Consider the following 17,036-nt stretch of genomic DNA (forward strand, 5'->3'; position numbering starts at 1 on the left):
AAGGTAACGGGTGTCGCCAAGCTGGCGCCTTACTGAGGCGCCCCCGTATTGAGCGGCTCACTGTTGACGGAGTCCTTGCCCGCGGCACCTTCCTGATCGCTGCCACTCATGGGCGCGCTATTATCCATCGTCGGCTGAACGGCTGCTGCGCCGCCGTGCCCGGGCTTGCCTTGGATCATGGCATCGCGATTGGCACTGTCCTTGCTCGCCATGCCCATCTGGTCACTGGTGCTATTGGGCGCACTATCATCCATTGCCGCGTTGTGGGAGGAGTGATGCGCTGGCGACGGCATGCCCTTCACCATCGCATCGCGATTGGTGCTGTCCTTGCTTGCCATGCCCATCTGATCAGTGCTGCTACTGGGCGCGCTGTCGTCGATGGCATTTTGCGCCATGGCCACACCACTCAGTGTTGCCAGTGCCAGACCGGTAGCGATACACAGACGGCGAGTCGTGGAAATTTTCATGATGGAGCTCCTGCAGTTATCCATGATCGAACGTGGCGTCACGTTCCAAGGTCTTCCCTAACAAGACGACCGGGGCCGCCTTTCAGTGTTTACGCCAGCGTATCGATATCGGATGCAGCACCCCATCATGCGACAGTCTCAGCTCAGCATCAGTGCCCCGCCGGCGGCAGCGATCGCGGCACCGATACCGCGCAGCCAACGGCTGTCCCGCTGCATCAGCCAGCTACCGGTCAAACGGCCCACCAACGTGATACCCACGCTGGCCATGACGAAACCGAGTGCGTAGAGCGCCGCCGACGCACCCGGTGCGAGCTCGCTGCCATGAGCGTGGCCGTGCAGCAGAATGAACGCGAAGACAAGCGATCCTCCCAGCGCACTGGGCAATTTGACCAGACTGGCCAGCAACACCCCCGCCAGCAGAACGCTGGAGGCGATACCGAATTCGACGCCAAGCAGCGGCACCCCGGCCCAGGCGAGCCCGGCACCGGCCACCATGCCCAGCGCGATCAGCAGCGGCATGGTACGGCGCAGCGCCGGAGCCTGACGACAGCTCCACAACCCGATCGCCAGCATCGCCAGCAGGTGATCGAGACCCGATAGCGGATGCATCAAACCGGCAAAAAAGCTGCCGCCGTGGGTATGCGGCAGCGGTCCGGGATGTGCCATGGCCGCCGAAGCGACCAGCAGCGTCAAGGGCGCAGCCAGCCAGGCCAGGCGACGAGCAACAAGAGCGGACGAGGTCATGATGGTTCTCCTTGAATGGGGCGGGTGCCAATCAGTTGGCGGTCAACAGCGCTTGATCCTGGATGGCTCGACACGCGTCGCCGCGTCGCTCCGGCAACATGCCACGGTCGAGAATGAAGCGAACGATGGTTTCGGCACCGACACCATCGTGCAGGTTGGTAAACACGAAGGGGCGTTCGCCCCGCATCTTCTTGGCATCACGCTCCATGACCTCGAGCGACGCGTGAACATAGTCGGCGATGTCGATCTTGTTGATGATCAGCAGGTCCGACTTGGTGATGCCCGGCCCGCCTTTTCGAGGGATCTTGTCGCCGGCGGACACGTCGATCACGTAGAGCGTCAAATCCGACAGCTCCGGGCTGAAAGTGGCCGCCAGATTGTCACCGCCGGATTCCACCAGCACCAGTTCCAGATCCGGATGACGGGCATGAAGATCGTCGATCGCCGCCAGGTTCATCGAGGCGTCCTCGCGGATCGCGGTATGCGGGCAGCCGCCGGTCTCCACACCGATGATCCGGTCCGCCGCCAGCGCATCGTGACGCAATAGAAAGTCGGCATCCTCGCGGGTGTAGATATCGTTGGTCACCACCGCGATATCGTAGTGTTCGCGCAGCGCCAGACAGAGCTGCTTGAGTAACGCCGTCTTCCCGGACCCTACCGGGCCACCGACACCGACGCGTAAACAGTGTTTCATCGTACTCACCTCCTCCTTGCCATCCTTCAGCTGCGAAACAGCCGCGAATACTGTGTCTCATGCAGAGCACTTGCCAGCGCCAGCCCCGGCAGCACGGGGCCCAGCTCGGTATCCGACAAAGCGTTGGCCGCAGCCACTGCCCTGACCAATTCGGGACGCAGCCGCTCGATCAGCCGCTGTGCCGCCGTCTGCCCCAGCGGCAGCGTCTTGCAGGCGGCCGCGAGCTGATTCTCGAGCCACGCCCAGGCAAAGCCGAGCTGGGCGTCGGCGACGGCAATACCCCGCTGGCGGGCCAGCCACGCAAACAGCGTGACGTAGGCAGGTCGCTGCGGTAACCAGCCGGAAGCCGGCGACAGCTCGAGATCGCCCAGCAGACGGGCCAGCGCCTGGCCCAGCCGCAGGTCTTCTTCCGCCAGCTCGGCAGTTTCGCGATTGGCCTGGAGCCAGTCGTTCCAGTGCTGTAGCGCGTCCCGATCCTCTCTCACCCAGCCCGCATGAAGCCTGCCCAGGACCGGCAATTCACAAACCGTCAGGCCATCCGCCAGAACGCCGGACAGCCAAGCTTGCAGAGTCTCCTCGTCGGTCACCCACTCCAGTTCGAAGGCGCTCTCCAGTCCCTGAGACCAGGCGAAAGCGCCGATCGGCAATGCCGGGCTGACCAGTTGCATCAACCCCATCAGCGCCAGTGGATCCTGTGTCGGCACGGCTAGCACGTGTCAATGCTCATGCTTGTGGCCATGACGATGGGACAGGTGACGCTGGAAATCGTAAACCTGGGCGTGACTCTCCGCTGGGCCGTGATCGTGACCATGACCATGGCCGTGACCCAGCCCCTCGGCGTAGGCGCCGGGCTCGGGATCGAACGGTGCCCGGTGGCGTTCGAGCGTCGCGCCCAGCCTCGCCGCCAGCGCTTCGAGCACATGATCCGGCGGAAACCGTACCCAGCCACCCTCGTCGTCGTGACCGATCGCCAGCTGGACGTGACGGTTGCCCAGGTGGTAGCAGAGCCTGGCCAGCGCCAGACCGGACGAGATCGATGCCGTCACGACCGGTTCGTCAGCCGCACGGACCGCGACGATCTCGCCCGTCTCGGCCCGTAAAAGCGCTCCGTCGCGCAGCACTGGGCCTCGGTCCAGAAACAGGCCGATCTCGCGGCCGCCATCGCTCGTCGTCTTCAGTCGCCCACGCATGCGCAGTTCGAACGGCAACGTCACGCTATCGACGGCATCGGCGTCGGACGTTGCCTCCAGTCTTTCAGTCAGTTCCCACATATCTGTCTGCCTCGTGATGGCCGACACCGGACATTCTGGATGACCCCATAGATAACCGAAAAAGTGCCCGGCCGGCGGATGAATGGTCGAATCAAAAAAGGTGATAACGCTGGGCCAGCGGTAACTCTGTCGCCGGTTCACAGGTCAGAAGTTCCCCGTCGGCATGAACTTCATACGTCTGCGGATCGACGGTCAGATGCGGACAGGCATCGTTGAGCTTCATATCTTTCTTGCGCACACCGCGCACCTGTCTGACGGCGACGAGTTCACTTTCCAGCCCCAGTCGGGCCTTGATGCCGGCATCCAGCGCCGCCTGGCTGACGAAACTGAAGCGCGTGGCACTGGCGGCCTTGCCGAATGCACCGAACATCGGCCGATAATGGACCGGTTGCGGCGTCGGGATCGAGGCATTGGCGTCACCCATCGGCGCGGCCGCAATCATCCCGCCCTTGATGATCAGCGCCGGTTTGACTCCGAAGAACGCGGGATTCCACAGCACCAGATCCGCCAGTTTGCCCACCTCGACGGAGCCCACCTCATGACCGATGCCGTGGGTCAGCGCCGGATTGATGGTGTACTTGGCAATATAACGTCGAGCGCGGAAGTTGTCCGCGCCCATCGCTTCGTCTTCCGGCAACAGGCCGCGCTGGACTTTCATCTTGTGCGCCGTTTGCCAGGTGCGACAGACCACCTCGCCGACCCGGCCCATCGCCTGGGAGTCGGACGAAATCATCGAGATCACGCCCATGTCGTGGAGGATATCCTCGGCGGCAATGGTCTCGCGCCGAATGCGCGAGTCGGCGAAAGCCACGTCTTCCGGAATGTTCGGATCGAGATGGTGACACACCATCAGCATATCGAGGTGCTCGTCGATGGTATTGACGGTGTAAGGGCGGGTCGGGTTGGTCGACGACGGCAGCACGTAGTCTTTCGAGCAGGCGGTAATGATGTCCGGTGCGTGGCCCCCCCCTGCCCCCTCGGTATGATAAGTGTGAATGCCACGCTCCTTGAATGCCGCCAGCGTATCTTCGACGAAACCGGATTCGTTGAGCGTATCGGTGTGGATCGCGACCTGGACATCGTATCTTTCTGCCACGCTCAGGCAGTTGTCGATCGATGCCGGGGTCGTGCCCCAGTCCTCATGCAGTTTGAGTCCGATCGCGCCGGCGACGATCTGCGCTTCCAGCGCTTCAGGCAGACTGGCGTTGCCCTTGCCGAGCAAGCCGATGTTCATCGGCAGCGTGTCGATCGCCTGCAGCATCTTGCCGAGATGCCACTCGCCCGGCGTGCAGGTCGTGGCGTTGGTGCCGGTGGCGGGGCCGGTGCCACCGCCGAGCATCGTCGTCACGCCGCTCATCAACGCCTCTTCGACCTGCTGCGGGCAGATGAAATGGATATGCGCATCGATCCCCCCGGCGGTCAGTATCTTGCCTTCGCCGGCGATGATCTCGGTGCCAGGACCGATGACGATGTCGACGCCGGGCTGCACGTCCGGATTGCCCGCCTTGCCGATCGCCGCGATCCGCCCTTTCTGCAGACCCACGTCCGCCTTGATCACGCCCCACCAGTCGAGAATCAGCGCATTGGTGATCACCGTGTCCATGACACTGTCATCCACGCGCTGACTCTGACCCATGCCGTCACGGATCACCTTGCCACCGCCGAACTTGACCTCGTCGCCGTAGACCGTGGCATCGCGCTCGACCTCGATCCACAGTTCGGTATCGGCGAGGCGCACTCGATCGCCGACGGTCGGGCCGTACATGTCCGCATACGCCTGCCGGGTGATCTTGACCATCAGTTCGTTTCCCCTTCGTCGCCATTATCATCGCGCACTCTTCGCGCGGCTGCGGGCGCGTTAGTATGCGCGGCTGAGGGCGCGTTAGTTTGCGCGGCTGCGGGCGCGGGCGCATTAGAAAGCGACGCACTGGATAGCAGCGGCCCCATGACCTCACCGCGGAAGCCATAGACACGACGCTCGCCGAGGTAGGGCACCAGCGTCACCTCACGGGTCTGGCCCGGTTCGAAGCGAATTGCCGAGCCCGCCGGCACGTCGAGTCGATATCCCCGAGCCGCATCCCGATCGAAGGTCAGCGCCGGGTTGGTCTCGGCGAAGTGATAGTGGGAGCCGACCTGAATCGGCCGGTCACCGGTATTGGCGACATCCAGCGTGATCGTCTCGAGACCGGCATTGAGCTCGATCTCGCCGTCCTGAATCTGCATTTCACCGGGAATCATCAGCAAACCTCAAACGATAGGACCATGCACGGTGACCAGTTTGGTACCGTCGGGAAAGGTGGCCTCGACCTGCACTTCCTGAATCATCTCGGCGACACCGTCCATGACATCTTCACGAGTCAGGATTTCACGCCCGAAGCTCATCAGGTCCGCCACACTGCGCCCATCGCGGGCACCCTCCAGGATCTCGAAGCTGATCAGCGCCATCGCTTCCGGGTAGTTAAGCTTCAGCCCGCGCGCACGGCGCCGTTCGGCCAGCTGCGCGGCACTGAACAGCAGCAGTTTGTCTTTGTCTCGGGGTGTCAGTTCCATATCGATATCCTGATTGTATCCCCGCTCCAGCTTTGGTGGATCACGCAAAGCGGCTTCGGGGAGCGATAAAAAAGACGTGTTGTCCCGCTCCGTCATGACGCGCCCGGTCCCCGTCTCGGTTCACGTTCGCCAGATTCGGGGCTCGCAAGCGTCGCGAGCGATCATCAGCGGCCGGATCGCTTGCCACGCAGCGCGACACAGCGCCCACGCCTCGTTGCGCGAATCGCCCAGATAGCGCAGCAGCAGGACGCCGTGACGCTGGGTGACAGCCCAGTTTCCGGCAGCGGGTATCGCGTCGCGCAGGTTGTCCACGGCTTGCCGCAGGTCGTTCAGCCCGGCCGCCCACAGCGTCGCCTGCACCGTCGCGCCCCCCTGCCCCCAACGACCCGTAAAACGCGGATGCATCGGATCCAGCGGTTGCCGCTCGATCCACAGCGGTCGTCCGTCGTGGGTCAACTGAAAGCGCTGTTCGATGCGGCCGCTCTCGAACGGCAGATGGCTGGCCGGGCGTCCCAGCGCCATGATTTCCCACCCCAGGCAGCGGGCGCTTCCGTGCAAGTCGATATCGGTGCGTTGCTCGCCTCGCGAACCGTCGAAGGCGATCGTCTCCTGCGGCAGCCACTCCAGCACTCCGCCATCCTCCACCTCCAACCGGTTGGTCTGCGACCAGACCACGCCGCGACTGTCCGCGCGATAGAGCTTGGTTGCCGCCGGCGTGGTCAAGACGGCATGCGCCATCGGCGCGACGGTCGCGTCGATCTTCAAGGCGTCGCCGCTGACCAGCCCGCCCGGCGGGTGGAGCAGGTAGACGTGACAGGGATCGGCCTGGCCGGCCAGGCGCGGCTCCGGATAGAACGGCCGCTGCACCCGCAGCGGTCCGTGATGACGCGCGCGGGTCAGCCGGGTACGCATCCTCGAGTCCGCGTCCGTGGCGCGCGCGGCGAACTCCAGCGACAGCGATGCGTCCCATCGCCGGGTCGCGTCGAATCGATGGCCCGAATCCACCGGAGCGGCTTGCCAATGGCGTGCAGTCTCCGCCGTCATACTGTCAGATGTCGCTTGATCAAATCGTCACTCAGTTCGCCAATGTCGCCTTCGGCCGCCGTCTGCCCGCGATCCATGATCATGAAACCGTCGGCATACTGGCGGGCAAAGGGAAGCTTCTGTTCGACCAGCAACACGGTCAGGCCATCCTCGCGATTGAGACGCCGGATCACTTCGCCGATCTGGGCGACGATATTGGGCTGAATGCCCTCGCCCGGTTCGTCCAGAATCAACAGCCTCGGGTCGAGCACCAGCGCCCGGCCGATGGCCAGCTGCTGCTGCTGACCGCCGGAAAGGTCACCGCCTCGACGATAGCGCATCTCCCTGAGCACCGGAAACAGCTGGTAGATGCGCTCGGGAATCCTGCCACGCCGTTTCTCCGGACCGTGAACGCGCCGCGACGGCAGGCCGATGCGCAGGTTCTCTTCGACCGAGAGCGTGGCAAAAATCTGACGGCCCTGCGGCACGTAGCCGATCCCCAGCCCGGCGCGCGCCTCGGGTCGCCGCTCGAGCAGGTCTTCGCCATCGTAGTGAATGGCGCCATCACGGGCGGCGACCTCACCCATGATGGTCTTGAGCAGCGTCGTCTTGCCGACGCCGTTACGTCCCATGACGCAGGTGCAGCGACCCGCTGGGACCTCGAGCGACAGGTCGCGGAGAATGTGGCTCTCTCCGTAGTACTGATTGAGCTTGTCGACACGCAGCATCAGGCCGCCTCCTCGTCGCCACCACCGAGATAGACCTCGATCACCCGCGGGTCGCTGGCGACCTCGTCCATCGTGCCTTCCGCCAGCACGCTACCCTGATGCAGAACCGTGACCCGCCGGGCGATCGCGCGCACGAAGCCCATGTCGTGTTCGACCACGACCACCGATTGCTGTCCGGCGAGGCGTGTCAGCAGGTCGGCGGTGCGATGCATCTCCGGTTCGGTCATGCCGGCAACGGGCTCGTCGACCAGCAGCAGTCGTGGCCGCTGCATCAGCAACATGCCGATCTCGAGCCACTGTTTCTGACCGTGCGACAACACCCCGGCCAGGCGGTATCGCGCCGCGGTCAGGCCGATCGTCTCGAGCACTTCGTCGATGCGGGCCTGACCTTCCCGATCGAGCCTCGCCAGCAAGGTCTTCCAGACTCGCCGGTCACCGGCCATCGCCAGTTCCAGATTCTCGGTCACGTCGAGCGCTTCGAACACCGTCGGTTTCTGAAACTTGCGGCCGACCCCCAGGTTGGCGATCTGCGGTTCGTCCAGCGTCAGCAGGTTGTGGCGGCTGCCGAACCAGACCTGACCGTGATCCGGCCGGGTCTTGCCGGTGATGATGTCCATCATCGTCGTCTTGCCTGCCCCGTTGGGGCCGATGATGCAGCGCAGTTCGCCGTCGTCGATGGTCAGATCGAGCTGATTGATGGCCCGGAAGCCGTCGAAGCTGACGCTGACGTCCTCCAGGTAGAGAATCGGCCCGTGACGAACATCCACCGGTGACTGCGCCGGGGCCATGAAATCGAACACCCGATCCGGTCGCGCGAGTTCCCGCAACCTGTCGACGCGCGTGCTATCGATGAGGCTCATGCACTCACCTCCTGTCGTGCTGGCACTTCGCCACTCCCGCGCCCCTTTCCCTCCCCTCTTCGATGCCCCTCTCCCCGCCACTTCGAGATCACCCCGGCGATGCCCTGCGGCAGCAACATCGTCACCAGCACGAACAGGCCGCCAAGGATGAATAGCCAGGCATCCGGCATCGCCCCGGTCAGCACCGTTTTCAGGTAATTGACCGCCAGCGCGCCCAGCAAGGCGCCGTAGAGCGTGGCCCGCCCGCCGAGCGCCACCCACACCACCACCTCGATCGAGAACAGCGGCGCGAAGGTACTGGGATTGATGATGCCGACCTGCGGCACGTAAAGCGCACCCGCGACGCCGGCGATCATCGCCGACACCACGAACAGTGCCAGTTTGACGTGATCGACCCGATAGCCGATGAAACGGACCCGGGCTTCGGCATCGCGCGTCGCCATGCTGACCCGCCCGAGCCGCGAGACGGTGATCGCCCGGCATAGCCAGAACGCCAGCAGTACGGCGATGCCGGATGCCAGGAATAGCGCCACGGTCATGCCCTCGCTCGCCAGCGAAAAGCCCAGCAGCTCGTAGAAGCGAGTCAGCCCGGTGCTGCCGCCCATGCCCATCTCGTTGCGATTGAACGCCAGCATCAGCGCGAAGGTCAGCGCCTGGGTAATGATCGAGAAATAGACCCCGGTCACCCGCGAGCGAAATGTCAGCCAGCCGAACACCAGCGCCAGCAATCCCGGTGCCAGCAGGACCGCCAGCGCCGCCACCGGAAAATGACTCATGAGCGATTGCCAGCCGGCCAACGGCGACGTCTGGGCATTGAGATAAAGCCCCATGGCGTAGCCGCCCAGGGCAAAGAAGGCACCGTGCCCGAGACTCAGAATGCCGAGATAGCCCCAGATCAGATCCACCGCCAGGGCCAGCAGCATGTAGGTGAAATACTTGCCGAGCAGCGAGACGGTCGCCCCGCTGACGTGCAGCGCGCTCGAAGCCGGCAGCGCGTTCAATATCAGCACCACCAGCATGGCGCCGATCAACGCCGCGCTGGTGAACAGTGTCGAGCGGGAGAGAAACGCCTGACGCGACCGATCGCGCCGCTCCAGGTTGTCGGTCATCGTCATGAGGTCCGCCCCTTGGGTGGGAAGATGCCCTGTGGACGCTTCTGAATGAACAGGATCACGCCGACCAGCACGATGATCTTGGCCAGCACCGCGCCCACCCAAGGCTGCAATACCTGATTGATGACGCCGAGCGACATGCCGGCGACCAGCGTCCCCCATAGATTGCCCACGCCGCCGAAGACCACGACCAGGAAGGAGTCGACGATATAGCCTTGTCCCAGATTGGGACCGACGTTGGTGAGCTGGGATAGGGCGACGCCGGCAAGGCCGGCGACCCCCGCCCCCAGACCGAATGTCAGCATATCGACGCGAGTGGCGCGCACGCCCATGGCGCGCGCCATCGCCCGATTCTGGGTCACCGCACGCACTTCCAGTCCAAGCCGGGTATGGCGCATCAGCGCCCAGAGCCCGGCGAAGACCACCAGGCAGAAGAGCAGCACCGCCAGACGGTTGAGCGTCAGCGACAGCGCCTCGTTGATCTGCCATGCCCCTTGCAGCCAGTCCGGCGATGTCACGCGGCGGTTGAGCGGCGAGAACACGCTGCGTACCAGCTGCTGCAGAATGAGACTGAGGCCGAAGGTGGCCAGCAGTGTCTCCAACGGGCGCCCCTTGAGAAAGCGGATCACCGTGCGCTCGATCGCCACCCCGAACGCGCCGGCGACCAGAAAGCCGCCGGGAATCGCCAGCGCCAGCGCCAGACCCGGCTGACCCGGCAAGGCCTGCTGAATCATCCAGGTGGTATAGGCGCCGATCATGATCAGCTCGCCGTGGGCCATGTTGATCACGCCCATGACACCGAACGTGATCGCCAGGCCGATCGCCGCCAGTACCAGAATCGAACCGGCGCTGAGGCCGAAGAACAGCGTCTGCGCGCGGTCGTACCAGGCGCGTTTGCTCTCGATGCCACCGAGGACCGCCTGGGCCTCGGCAGCGAGTGCCGAATCGCCGGCGGCGATCGGCGCCAGCGTATTGCGCACCCGGGTATCGAGATTGCCGCGTAGCGTGTCGAGCGCCTTGGCGTCGCCCTGCTGCACCTCGAAGAGCGCCAGACCGATATCGAGCTGATCGCGAACCGAGGGACTTTTCTCGTCGTCGCGCATCTTGCGCACGCTGGCGGCGTTTTCCGCCGAGATCTCGCCGATCAGCCGCTTGGCCGCTGAAAGCCGGGACGCTTCGTCGCCGGCACTCAGGGAAAGCGAAGCCAGCAGCCCTCGAATCCGGGTCCGCAGGTCATTGTTGATCCTGAAGACATCGACCGTGCGCCGGGTGCCGCTACCGGCATCCTCGAACGTGATGGCGTCGATGATCGGCCACTCGCGGCCACTGTCGTCGGTAATGATGTAGAAGCGCTCACCACGACGCTCCTTGCCCAGGCGCCCATCGAGCAGCGCCTGCAGCCAGCGCGTTTTCTGCTCGGCATCGCTGTCCGCGATGGCCTGAGCAGCGTCACCCTTGGCCCGAAAATTGCCCGTATCGAGCGCTTCGAGCAGCGCCTGCGGTTCGGCCTTCGACAGCGCTTCCGTCTGTGGCTCGCCGAGGGCGGCCGCAGCCGTCTGACTGAGGCACGAGCCCCATGCCATCAACAGGCACAGCAGCAGGGAGTGCGCCAGCAGGCGCGTTGGCGAACGGCCTGCCGAGTGTTCAATCTTGATCATGTTCGTTCCTCGACACCGCCTTCCGATGCGGCGCCAGACCCAGGTTCTGCCCACTGCCGCCGACGCCCGTCCGAATGCCGGCGGCCTGGCGTTATTCGGCCCCCGGGCCGTCTTCGCAGGTCATCGATTCGACGTCGAGCTTGCCGCAGCGTAGCGGGGCTCTCCAGTCGCTGATCAGGTTCCTGGAATCCGGCAGATAGTCCGACCAGGCGTCGCCGGCGACGGTCGTCGGCGTGCGCCAGACCACGCTGAACTGACCGTCGTCCTGGATCTCGCCGATCATCACCGGTTTGGTGATGTGGTGGTTGGGCATCATCGTCGAGGCACCGCCGGACAGATTGGGCACGGTCACACCGATGATCGAATCCTTGACCGCGTCGACGTCGGTGGTCCCGGCTTTCTCGACCGCCTGCACCCACATGTTGAAGCCGATGTAGTGCGCTTCCATCGGATCGTTGGTCACCGCTTCGTCATTGCCGGTATAAGCGACCCAGTCATCGATGAAGTCATAGTTGGCATCGCTGTCGACGCTCATGAAGTAGTTCCATGCCGCCATGTGTCCGACCAACGGTGCAGTGTCGATACCGGTCAACTCCTGCTCACCCACCGAGAACGCCACGACGGGAATGTCGCCTGCCGAAATGCCCTGATTGGCGAGCTCGTTGTAGAACGGCACGTTGGCATCGCCGTTGATGGTCGATACCACCGCGGTCTTCTTGCCCTGACTGCCGAAATCCTTGACCTGCGAGACGATCGACTGCCAGTCGCTGAAACCGAACGGTGTGTAGTTGATCATGATGTCGTCATCCGCGACGCCATTCGCCTTGAGATAGGCTTCCAGAATCTTGTTGGTCGTGCGTGGGTAGACGTAGTCGGTACCCAGCAGCGCCCAGCGTTCGACACCCTGGCTCATCAGGTAATCGACCGCCGGAATCGCCTGCTGATTGGGCGCGGCACCGGTGTAGAAGATATTCTCGGAGGACTCTTCGCCTTCGTACTGGACCGGATAGAACAGCAGCCCGTCGAGCTCTTCGACGACCGGCAAGACGGCCTTGCGGGATGCGGAAGTCCAGTTGCCGAAGATCACGTCGACATGATCGTCGCCGGTCAACATGTCGCGCGCCTGTTCGGCATAGAGCGACCAGTCCGAGGCCGGATCCATCACCACCGGCTCCAATTGGCGACCCAGCAGGCCTCCCGCCGCGTTCTGCTTGTCGATCAGCATCAGCATTTCGTCCTTGAGCGTCGACTCGCTGATCGCCATGGTGCCCGACAGCGAGTGCAGTATGCCGACCCGGATCGGGCCTTCATCCTGCGCCGCATCCTGGGCAAGGGCGGTACTACCGAAACCGGCCAGCCCCAGCGCGATGCTGGAACCGGCAATCAACTTGCGAAGGGATATTGTTGTCATTGGATTCTCCTGGTCCTGGTCATGACCTTTGGTGATCGGCCTGACGATCGTGGACACCCGCGCCTCAGGCGCGGAACTTGATCGGATAAACCCAATGCATTTTCCGTGCCTTGATTGGTGACTGCGGCAATCCTGTATACAAAAACCGGGAAACCGTAGGAAATATGGGTTAAACGGCCTTTATTGGTGCAAATAGACGTCGGCTGCCGCCCGCCGATTTTCTTTCGTGGTGCAGGCCCTTCACCTATCGCTGACCCGATGCACCGTCATGGACATAAAAAAGCGCCCGCTGTCAGCGGGCGCTCCATAAGAGTGCAGAAACCGTTCCATCGAGCCGATCGTTGTCGATGCCCTCGGAAGTTTCAGAAGTGCGATGCCTCCAGTGCCATCAATCCTGATGGACCGGCAGCGATTTGACGTTCCAACGACTCGGCCTGCGGCAGCTGGCGCGTCAGAAAATGTTGCCCCACGATCAACTTGGTCCGATAGAAATCTTCACCGGCAGCTCCCTGCCGAGCCAGACCGCGCTGCGCTGCGCGAGCCGCTTTCCACCACATCCAGCTGTAAACCGTATAGCCCAGCAACTGCAGGTAATCATGAGCCGCGGCGCCCGCGGCGGCCGGATCCGCCTTGGCAGCCTCGATCAGCGCTTCGCTGACGCGCTCGAATCGTGCCAGCTCGCGCTCGACGGCTTCTCTGAAAGATCGCAAGGCCGAAGCGTCGATCTCGTGCCCGTCATCGCTGTCGTCGAGATCGGCGCATATCTGCTCGGCCAGACGCTCCACGTAGGCGCCCTGGTTGCGTACCAGCTTGCGCCCGACCAGATCCATCGCCTGAATGCCGTTGGTGCCCTCGTAGATCATCGCGATTCGGGCATCACGCACGAACTGTTCGGCGCCCCACTCGACACAGTATCCACTGCCACCATAGATCTGCTGCGATTCCACCGTCGCCGCGAAGCCGCGATCGGTCAGGAAAGCCTTGGCCACCGGCGTCAGCAGCGCCACCATATCCGCCGCCACTTCCCGCATCCCGGCATCGGGATGATGCTTGGCACGATCGAGCTCACGTGCCACGAAAGCCGCGAACAGCCGCCCGCCTTCATTCCAGGCGCGAACATTGAGCGCCATGCGTCGCACATCGGGATGCACCAGAATCGGATCCGCGGCCTGGTCAGGTTCGACGGCACCGCCGGGGGCGCGGCTCTGACGACGCTCGCTGGCGAAAGCCATCGCGCTCTGGTAGGCGACGTCGCCCAATCCCAGGCCCTGTATGCCGATCGAGAGTCGCTCGTAGTTCATCATGGTGAACATGGTGGCCAGCCCTTGATGGGGCTCGCCGATCAAGATCCCCTCGGCGGCTTCGAAATGCATCACGCAGGTGGCGCTGCCCTTGATGCCCATCTTGTGCTCGAGCCCGCCGCAGACCACGCCGTTTGCTCCCCCCAGCGAGCCGTTCTCGAGCACTTGCCGCTTGGGTACCAGAAACAGCGAGATACCCTTGGCGCCCGCCGGTGCATCCGGCAGTTTGGCCAGCACCAGATGGGCGACATTCTCGGTCAGATCATGCTCACCGCCGGTGATCCAGATCTTGCTCCCGGTGATGGCGTACCGACCGTTCTCCTCGGGCACGGCGCGCGTTCTGATCAGTCCCAGGTCGGTGCCGCAATGCGGCTCGGTCAGACACATGGTGCCCAGCCACTCCCCGGCGTAAAGGCGCGGCAAATAGAGCGCCTTGGTCGTTTCGTCGGCGTAGGCATCGAGCAATAGCCCCGCGCCGTTGTTGAGCGACAGGTAGAGGGCGAAGCCGGCGTTGCTGGCATAGAGCATCTCGTCGAAGGCTTGGGTCAGCAATTTCGGCAAGCCTTGCCCCCCGTGCTCGAGATTGCCCCCCAGACCACACCATCCGCCACCGGCCAGCTCCTGGAATGCCGCGCGAAACCCGGTCGGTGTCGTCACCTCGCCGCCCTCGAAACGACACCCCTCGGCGTCCCCGCTCTGGTTGAGCGGGAACAGTTCCGCCTCGACGAGACGCCCTGCCTCTTCCAGCACGGCATCGGCGAGTTCTGCGTTCAACTCGGCGGTCGCTGGCATCTCTTGCCACTCCCGCTCGGCGTTGAACACCTCATCGCGAATGAAGCGCATGTCGTTGAGCGGTGCACGATAGTCGGCCATTCGAACTCTCCCGATGCCTTTCAAACATTCGTTTCAATACTGGTTGCGACTATAGGCGAGAACGGCGCTCCACTTCACTCTGACCTTGGTCTAGGCCCTGTCTGAAAACTGCCTGCGCTCGCCCATGCGGCGTTAAAAATCGACTCACTGAACAATGTTCAGAACGTTCGAAGGACGGCCCGAAGGGCGAGCAGAGCGGGTAACATGCTCATTGACACCGCGTAAACCCCGCTCTTTGATCGGTTTTTGCCTTAGCTAATCACCCCGGTCTTGCCTTTGCTCGTCGACTTTGCAGACAGCACCTAGCAGATCAGCCGTTACCGTCACCGATTCGAGCGGTAACAGTCGACGTCGACACCACCTTTTGCCAGATAAATCTGCGAAAACCCGGAGTTTCTCCCCCAGACGGTTGGAAGGCCCGACTTGATTCAGGATAATTGGGAAACTTGCGTGTTCCCGCGGATACGCCAGACTAAGTGCTCTCCCTGGCAGGCCGAGCGCTATCTGGCACGACGCTCGAATGACGCAAGGGAGCGCAAGGGAATCGTCGTCGTTCGCTAAGCGAGTGCGGCTCTGAATATAGAGACACATCAAAGAATGGAGACGGCTAGTGGCTCAAGACGCCAATAAAGAGCCGGATGCGCCGCAGGAAGGCATACCGGCACCAGAAGGTCCCGCCAATCTCATCGATACCGATTATGTGATTGGCCAGGACAATATCCAGACCAATAAGTTTGGTCTCAATGTCGATCTGCATGGAAAGGTCTTTTCGGTCTCCTCCCTGCTGATTCTGTTCTTCGTCATCATCACGCTGGCGTTGCCGGATCAGATGGGGCCGATCTTCAATGGGGCGAAAAGCTTCCTGACCGATAACTTGAGCTGGCTGTTCCTGTTTGCCGCCAATATCTTCGTGTTGCTTTCCGTGGTACTGATCTTCACCCCGCTGGGCAAGGTGAGAATCGGCGGCCTGCACGCCAAGCCGGATTTCAGCTATGCCGGGTGGTTTGCCATGTTGTTCGCGGCAGGCATGGGCATCGGCCTGATGTTCTACGGCGTTTCCGAGCCGATCACGCATTTCGGCACGTCCGTCACTGGCGACTCATGGGCCCCGTTGGGCGGTGCCGCGGGTGATCCCGCCGCCTCCCAGTCCCTGGCCATGGCAGCGACGATCTTCCACTGGGGCCTGCACCCTTGGGGTATCTACGCGGTCGTCGCGCTGTCGCTGGCGCTGTTCTCTTTCAACAAGGGGCTCCCGCTGACCATGCGCTCGATCTTCTACCCGATCCTGGGTGAGCGCATCTGGGGCTGGCCGGGCCATATCATCGACATTCTGGCAGTACTGGCCACGCTGTTCGGGCTGGCGACGTCGCTAGGCTTCGGCGCTTCCCAGGCTTCCGCCGGTCTCAACTTCCTGTTCGGCATTCCCAATACCGATGTGACCATGGTGCTGCTGATCATCGGCATCACGCTGGTCGCACTGATGTCGGTGATGCTGGGTGTCGACAAGGGCGTGCAGCGTCTGTCGCAGATCAACATGGGGCTCGCCTTCCTGCTGCTGCTGTTCGTGATCTTTGTCGGTCCCACGCTGCTGATCGCGACCGGTTTCGTCGAGAACATGGGGTCCTACCTGAAGAATCTCCCGGCACTGTCCAATCCGTTCGGACGTGAAGACAGCGACTTCGTGCATGGCTGGACTGCCTTCTACTGGGCCTGGTGGATCTCCTGGTCCCCGTTCGTCGGCATGTTCATCGCCCGCGTCAGCCGTGGCCGTACCGTGCGCGAATTCCTGATCGCGGTACTGCTGGTACCGACCGTCGTTTCCGTACTGTGGATGACCGCCTTCGGCGACACCGCGATCAATCAGCTGGTCAACGACGGTTTCGAGGGCGTAAAGGAAGCGGCGCTTCCGCTGCAACTGTTCACCATGCTGGGTGAACTGCCGCTGACGTCGATCACATCCTTCGTCGGTATCGTTCTGGTCATGGTGTTCTTCATCACCTCATCCGACTCCGGTTCGCTGGTGATCGACTCGATCACCGCGGGCGGCAAGGTCGATGCGCCGACGCCCCAGCGCGTGTTCTGGGCCCTGATCGAAGGCGCCATCGCCATTGCGCTGCTGCTGGGGGGTGGCCTGGGGGCACTGCAAGCGGCGGTCATCACGACCGGTCTGCCGTTCACCATCGTGCTACTGGCGGCGTGCTACGCGATCGTTCAAGGGCTGCGGTCCGAGCCTCGCGGATAGGCGTCGTTGCAGAGGATGTATCGACAAGGCGGGCGGCTCAATGAGCCGCCCGCTTTTCGTTGGCAGATTCGATTTGCCCTGTTCTACCCCGACGCCGACGTC

At 63.1% G+C, this 17,036-nt stretch carries 15 protein-coding genes and 1 pseudogene; 1 reads left to right on the plus strand and 15 read right to left on the minus strand.

The window, feature by feature from the left end; genetic code table 11:
• Positions 1-29: 29 nt before the first annotated feature.
• The 15 genes and pseudogenes from BTW07_RS11310 to BTW07_RS11380 all read right to left on the minus strand — a co-directional run bounded on the left by BTW07_RS11310 (position 30) and on the right by BTW07_RS11380 (position 14,692).
• Entirely contained in the window at positions 30-467 is a 438-nt protein-coding gene (locus BTW07_RS11310; protein WP_075570284.1) for a hypothetical protein, read from the minus strand.
• Positions 468-605: 138 nt separating this feature from the next.
• Positions 606-1,211, minus strand: coding sequence for a HupE/UreJ family protein (locus tag BTW07_RS11315; RefSeq protein ID WP_075570285.1), 606 nt, complete (start codon positions 1,209-1,211; stop codon positions 606-608).
• 31 nt (positions 1,212-1,242) lie between these two features.
• Positions 1,243-1,905 carry an urease accessory protein UreG gene (gene ureG, locus BTW07_RS11320; protein WP_075570286.1) on the minus strand — a complete coding sequence of 221 codons (663 nt, stop codon included), beginning with the start codon at positions 1,903-1,905 and terminating at the stop codon, positions 1,243-1,245.
• Positions 1,906-1,931: 26 nt separating this feature from the next.
• Complete coding sequence (locus BTW07_RS11325) at positions 1,932-2,582, minus strand: urease accessory protein UreF (protein ID WP_083941788.1); 651 nt, start codon at positions 2,580-2,582, stop codon at positions 1,932-1,934.
• 39 nt (positions 2,583-2,621) lie between these two features.
• Positions 2,622-3,176 carry an urease accessory protein UreE gene (ureE, locus tag BTW07_RS11330; protein ID WP_075570288.1) on the minus strand — a complete coding sequence of 185 codons (555 nt, stop codon included), beginning with the start codon at positions 3,174-3,176 and terminating at the stop codon, positions 2,622-2,624.
• Between the two features lie 91 nt (positions 3,177-3,267).
• Positions 3,268-4,974, minus strand: coding sequence for an urease subunit alpha (gene ureC / locus BTW07_RS11335; protein ID WP_075570289.1), 1,707 nt, complete (start codon positions 4,972-4,974; stop codon positions 3,268-3,270).
• A gap of 137 nt (positions 4,975-5,111) precedes the next feature.
• Positions 5,112-5,414, minus strand: a pseudogene (locus tag BTW07_RS11340) (urease subunit beta); the annotation flags it as partial.
• 9 nt (positions 5,415-5,423) lie between these two features.
• Positions 5,424-5,726 (minus strand): urease subunit gamma, encoded by a 303-nt coding sequence (locus BTW07_RS11345; protein WP_075570291.1) that lies wholly within the window; start codon positions 5,724-5,726, stop codon positions 5,424-5,426.
• A gap of 120 nt (positions 5,727-5,846) precedes the next feature.
• Positions 5,847-6,770: an urease accessory protein UreD gene (locus BTW07_RS11350; RefSeq protein ID WP_075570292.1), complete on the minus strand. Its 924-nt coding sequence runs from the start codon at positions 6,768-6,770 to the stop codon at positions 5,847-5,849.
• Positions 6,767-7,477, minus strand: a complete 711-nt coding sequence (gene urtE / locus BTW07_RS11355) for an urea ABC transporter ATP-binding subunit UrtE (protein WP_075570293.1) — start codon at positions 7,475-7,477, stop codon at positions 6,767-6,769. The genes BTW07_RS11350 and urtE overlap by 4 nt, the downstream gene beginning before the upstream one ends.
• Positions 7,477-8,337, minus strand: coding sequence for an urea ABC transporter ATP-binding protein UrtD (urtD, locus tag BTW07_RS11360; RefSeq protein WP_075570294.1), 861 nt, complete (start codon positions 8,335-8,337; stop codon positions 7,477-7,479). The genes urtE and urtD overlap by 1 nt, the downstream gene beginning before the upstream one ends.
• Positions 8,334-9,452 carry an urea ABC transporter permease subunit UrtC gene (gene urtC / locus BTW07_RS11365; RefSeq protein ID WP_075570295.1) on the minus strand — a complete coding sequence of 373 codons (1,119 nt, stop codon included), beginning with the start codon at positions 9,450-9,452 and terminating at the stop codon, positions 8,334-8,336. The genes urtD and urtC overlap by 4 nt, the downstream gene beginning before the upstream one ends.
• Positions 9,449-11,107 carry an urea ABC transporter permease subunit UrtB gene (gene urtB, locus BTW07_RS11370; RefSeq protein WP_075570296.1) on the minus strand — a complete coding sequence of 553 codons (1,659 nt, stop codon included), beginning with the start codon at positions 11,105-11,107 and terminating at the stop codon, positions 9,449-9,451. The genes urtC and urtB overlap by 4 nt, the downstream gene beginning before the upstream one ends.
• 91 nt (positions 11,108-11,198) lie before the next feature.
• Positions 11,199-12,518 carry an urea ABC transporter substrate-binding protein gene (gene urtA / locus BTW07_RS11375; RefSeq protein WP_075570297.1) on the minus strand — a complete coding sequence of 440 codons (1,320 nt, stop codon included), beginning with the start codon at positions 12,516-12,518 and terminating at the stop codon, positions 11,199-11,201.
• A gap of 362 nt (positions 12,519-12,880) precedes the next feature.
• The gene (locus BTW07_RS11380) at positions 12,881-14,692 is read right to left on the minus strand and encodes an acyl-CoA dehydrogenase C-terminal domain-containing protein (protein ID WP_075570298.1); all 1,812 of its coding nucleotides are present in this window, start codon (positions 14,690-14,692) and stop codon (positions 12,881-12,883) included.
• 610 nt (positions 14,693-15,302) lie between these two features.
• Between BTW07_RS11380 and BTW07_RS11385 the strand changes: the two genes are divergently transcribed.
• Complete coding sequence (locus BTW07_RS11385; RefSeq protein ID WP_075570299.1) at positions 15,303-16,934, plus strand: BCCT family transporter; 1,632 nt, start codon at positions 15,303-15,305, stop codon at positions 16,932-16,934.
• Positions 16,935-17,036 lie beyond the last annotated feature (102 nt).

Origin of the sequence: Salinicola socius, from assembly GCF_001937195.1 — a bacterium.
Classification (GTDB): Bacteria; Pseudomonadota; Gammaproteobacteria; order Pseudomonadales; family Halomonadaceae; genus Salinicola; species Salinicola socius.

Bases quoted from the DNA above. Each gene is read 5' to 3' on its own strand.
- urtE (WP_075570293.1), bottom strand. From the start codon at position 7,477: ATGCTGCGTGTCGACAAGCTCAATCAGTACTACGGAGAGAGCCACATT.
- ureE (WP_075570288.1), bottom strand. From the start codon at position 3,176: ATGTGGGAACTGACTGAAAGACTGGAGGCAACGTCCGACGCCGATGCC.
- BTW07_RS11350 (WP_075570292.1), bottom strand. From the start codon at position 6,770: ATGACGGCGGAGACTGCACGCCATTGGCAAGCCGCTCCGGTGGATTCG.
- ureC (WP_075570289.1), bottom strand. From the start codon at position 4,974: ATGGTCAAGATCACCCGGCAGGCGTATGCGGACATGTACGGCCCGACC.
- ureG (WP_075570286.1), bottom strand. From the start codon at position 1,905: ATGAAACACTGTTTACGCGTCGGTGTCGGTGGCCCGGTAGGGTCCGGG.
- urtA (WP_075570297.1), bottom strand. From the start codon at position 12,518: ATGACAACAATATCCCTTCGCAAGTTGATTGCCGGTTCCAGCATCGCG.
- BTW07_RS11380 (WP_075570298.1), bottom strand. From the start codon at position 14,692: ATGGCCGACTATCGTGCACCGCTCAACGACATGCGCTTCATTCGCGAT.
- BTW07_RS11315 (WP_075570285.1), bottom strand. From the start codon at position 1,211: ATGACCTCGTCCGCTCTTGTTGCTCGTCGCCTGGCCTGGCTGGCTGCG.
- urtB (WP_075570296.1), bottom strand. From the start codon at position 11,107: ATGATCAAGATTGAACACTCGGCAGGCCGTTCGCCAACGCGCCTGCTG.
- urtD (WP_075570294.1), bottom strand. From the start codon at position 8,337: ATGAGCCTCATCGATAGCACGCGCGTCGACAGGTTGCGGGAACTCGCG.
- BTW07_RS11325 (WP_083941788.1), bottom strand. From the start codon at position 2,582: ATGGGGTTGATGCAACTGGTCAGCCCGGCATTGCCGATCGGCGCTTTC.
- BTW07_RS11310 (WP_075570284.1), bottom strand. From the start codon at position 467: ATGAAAATTTCCACGACTCGCCGTCTGTGTATCGCTACCGGTCTGGCA.
- BTW07_RS11345 (WP_075570291.1), bottom strand. From the start codon at position 5,726: ATGGAACTGACACCCCGAGACAAAGACAAACTGCTGCTGTTCAGTGCC.
- urtC (WP_075570295.1), bottom strand. From the start codon at position 9,452: ATGACGATGACCGACAACCTGGAGCGGCGCGATCGGTCGCGTCAGGCG.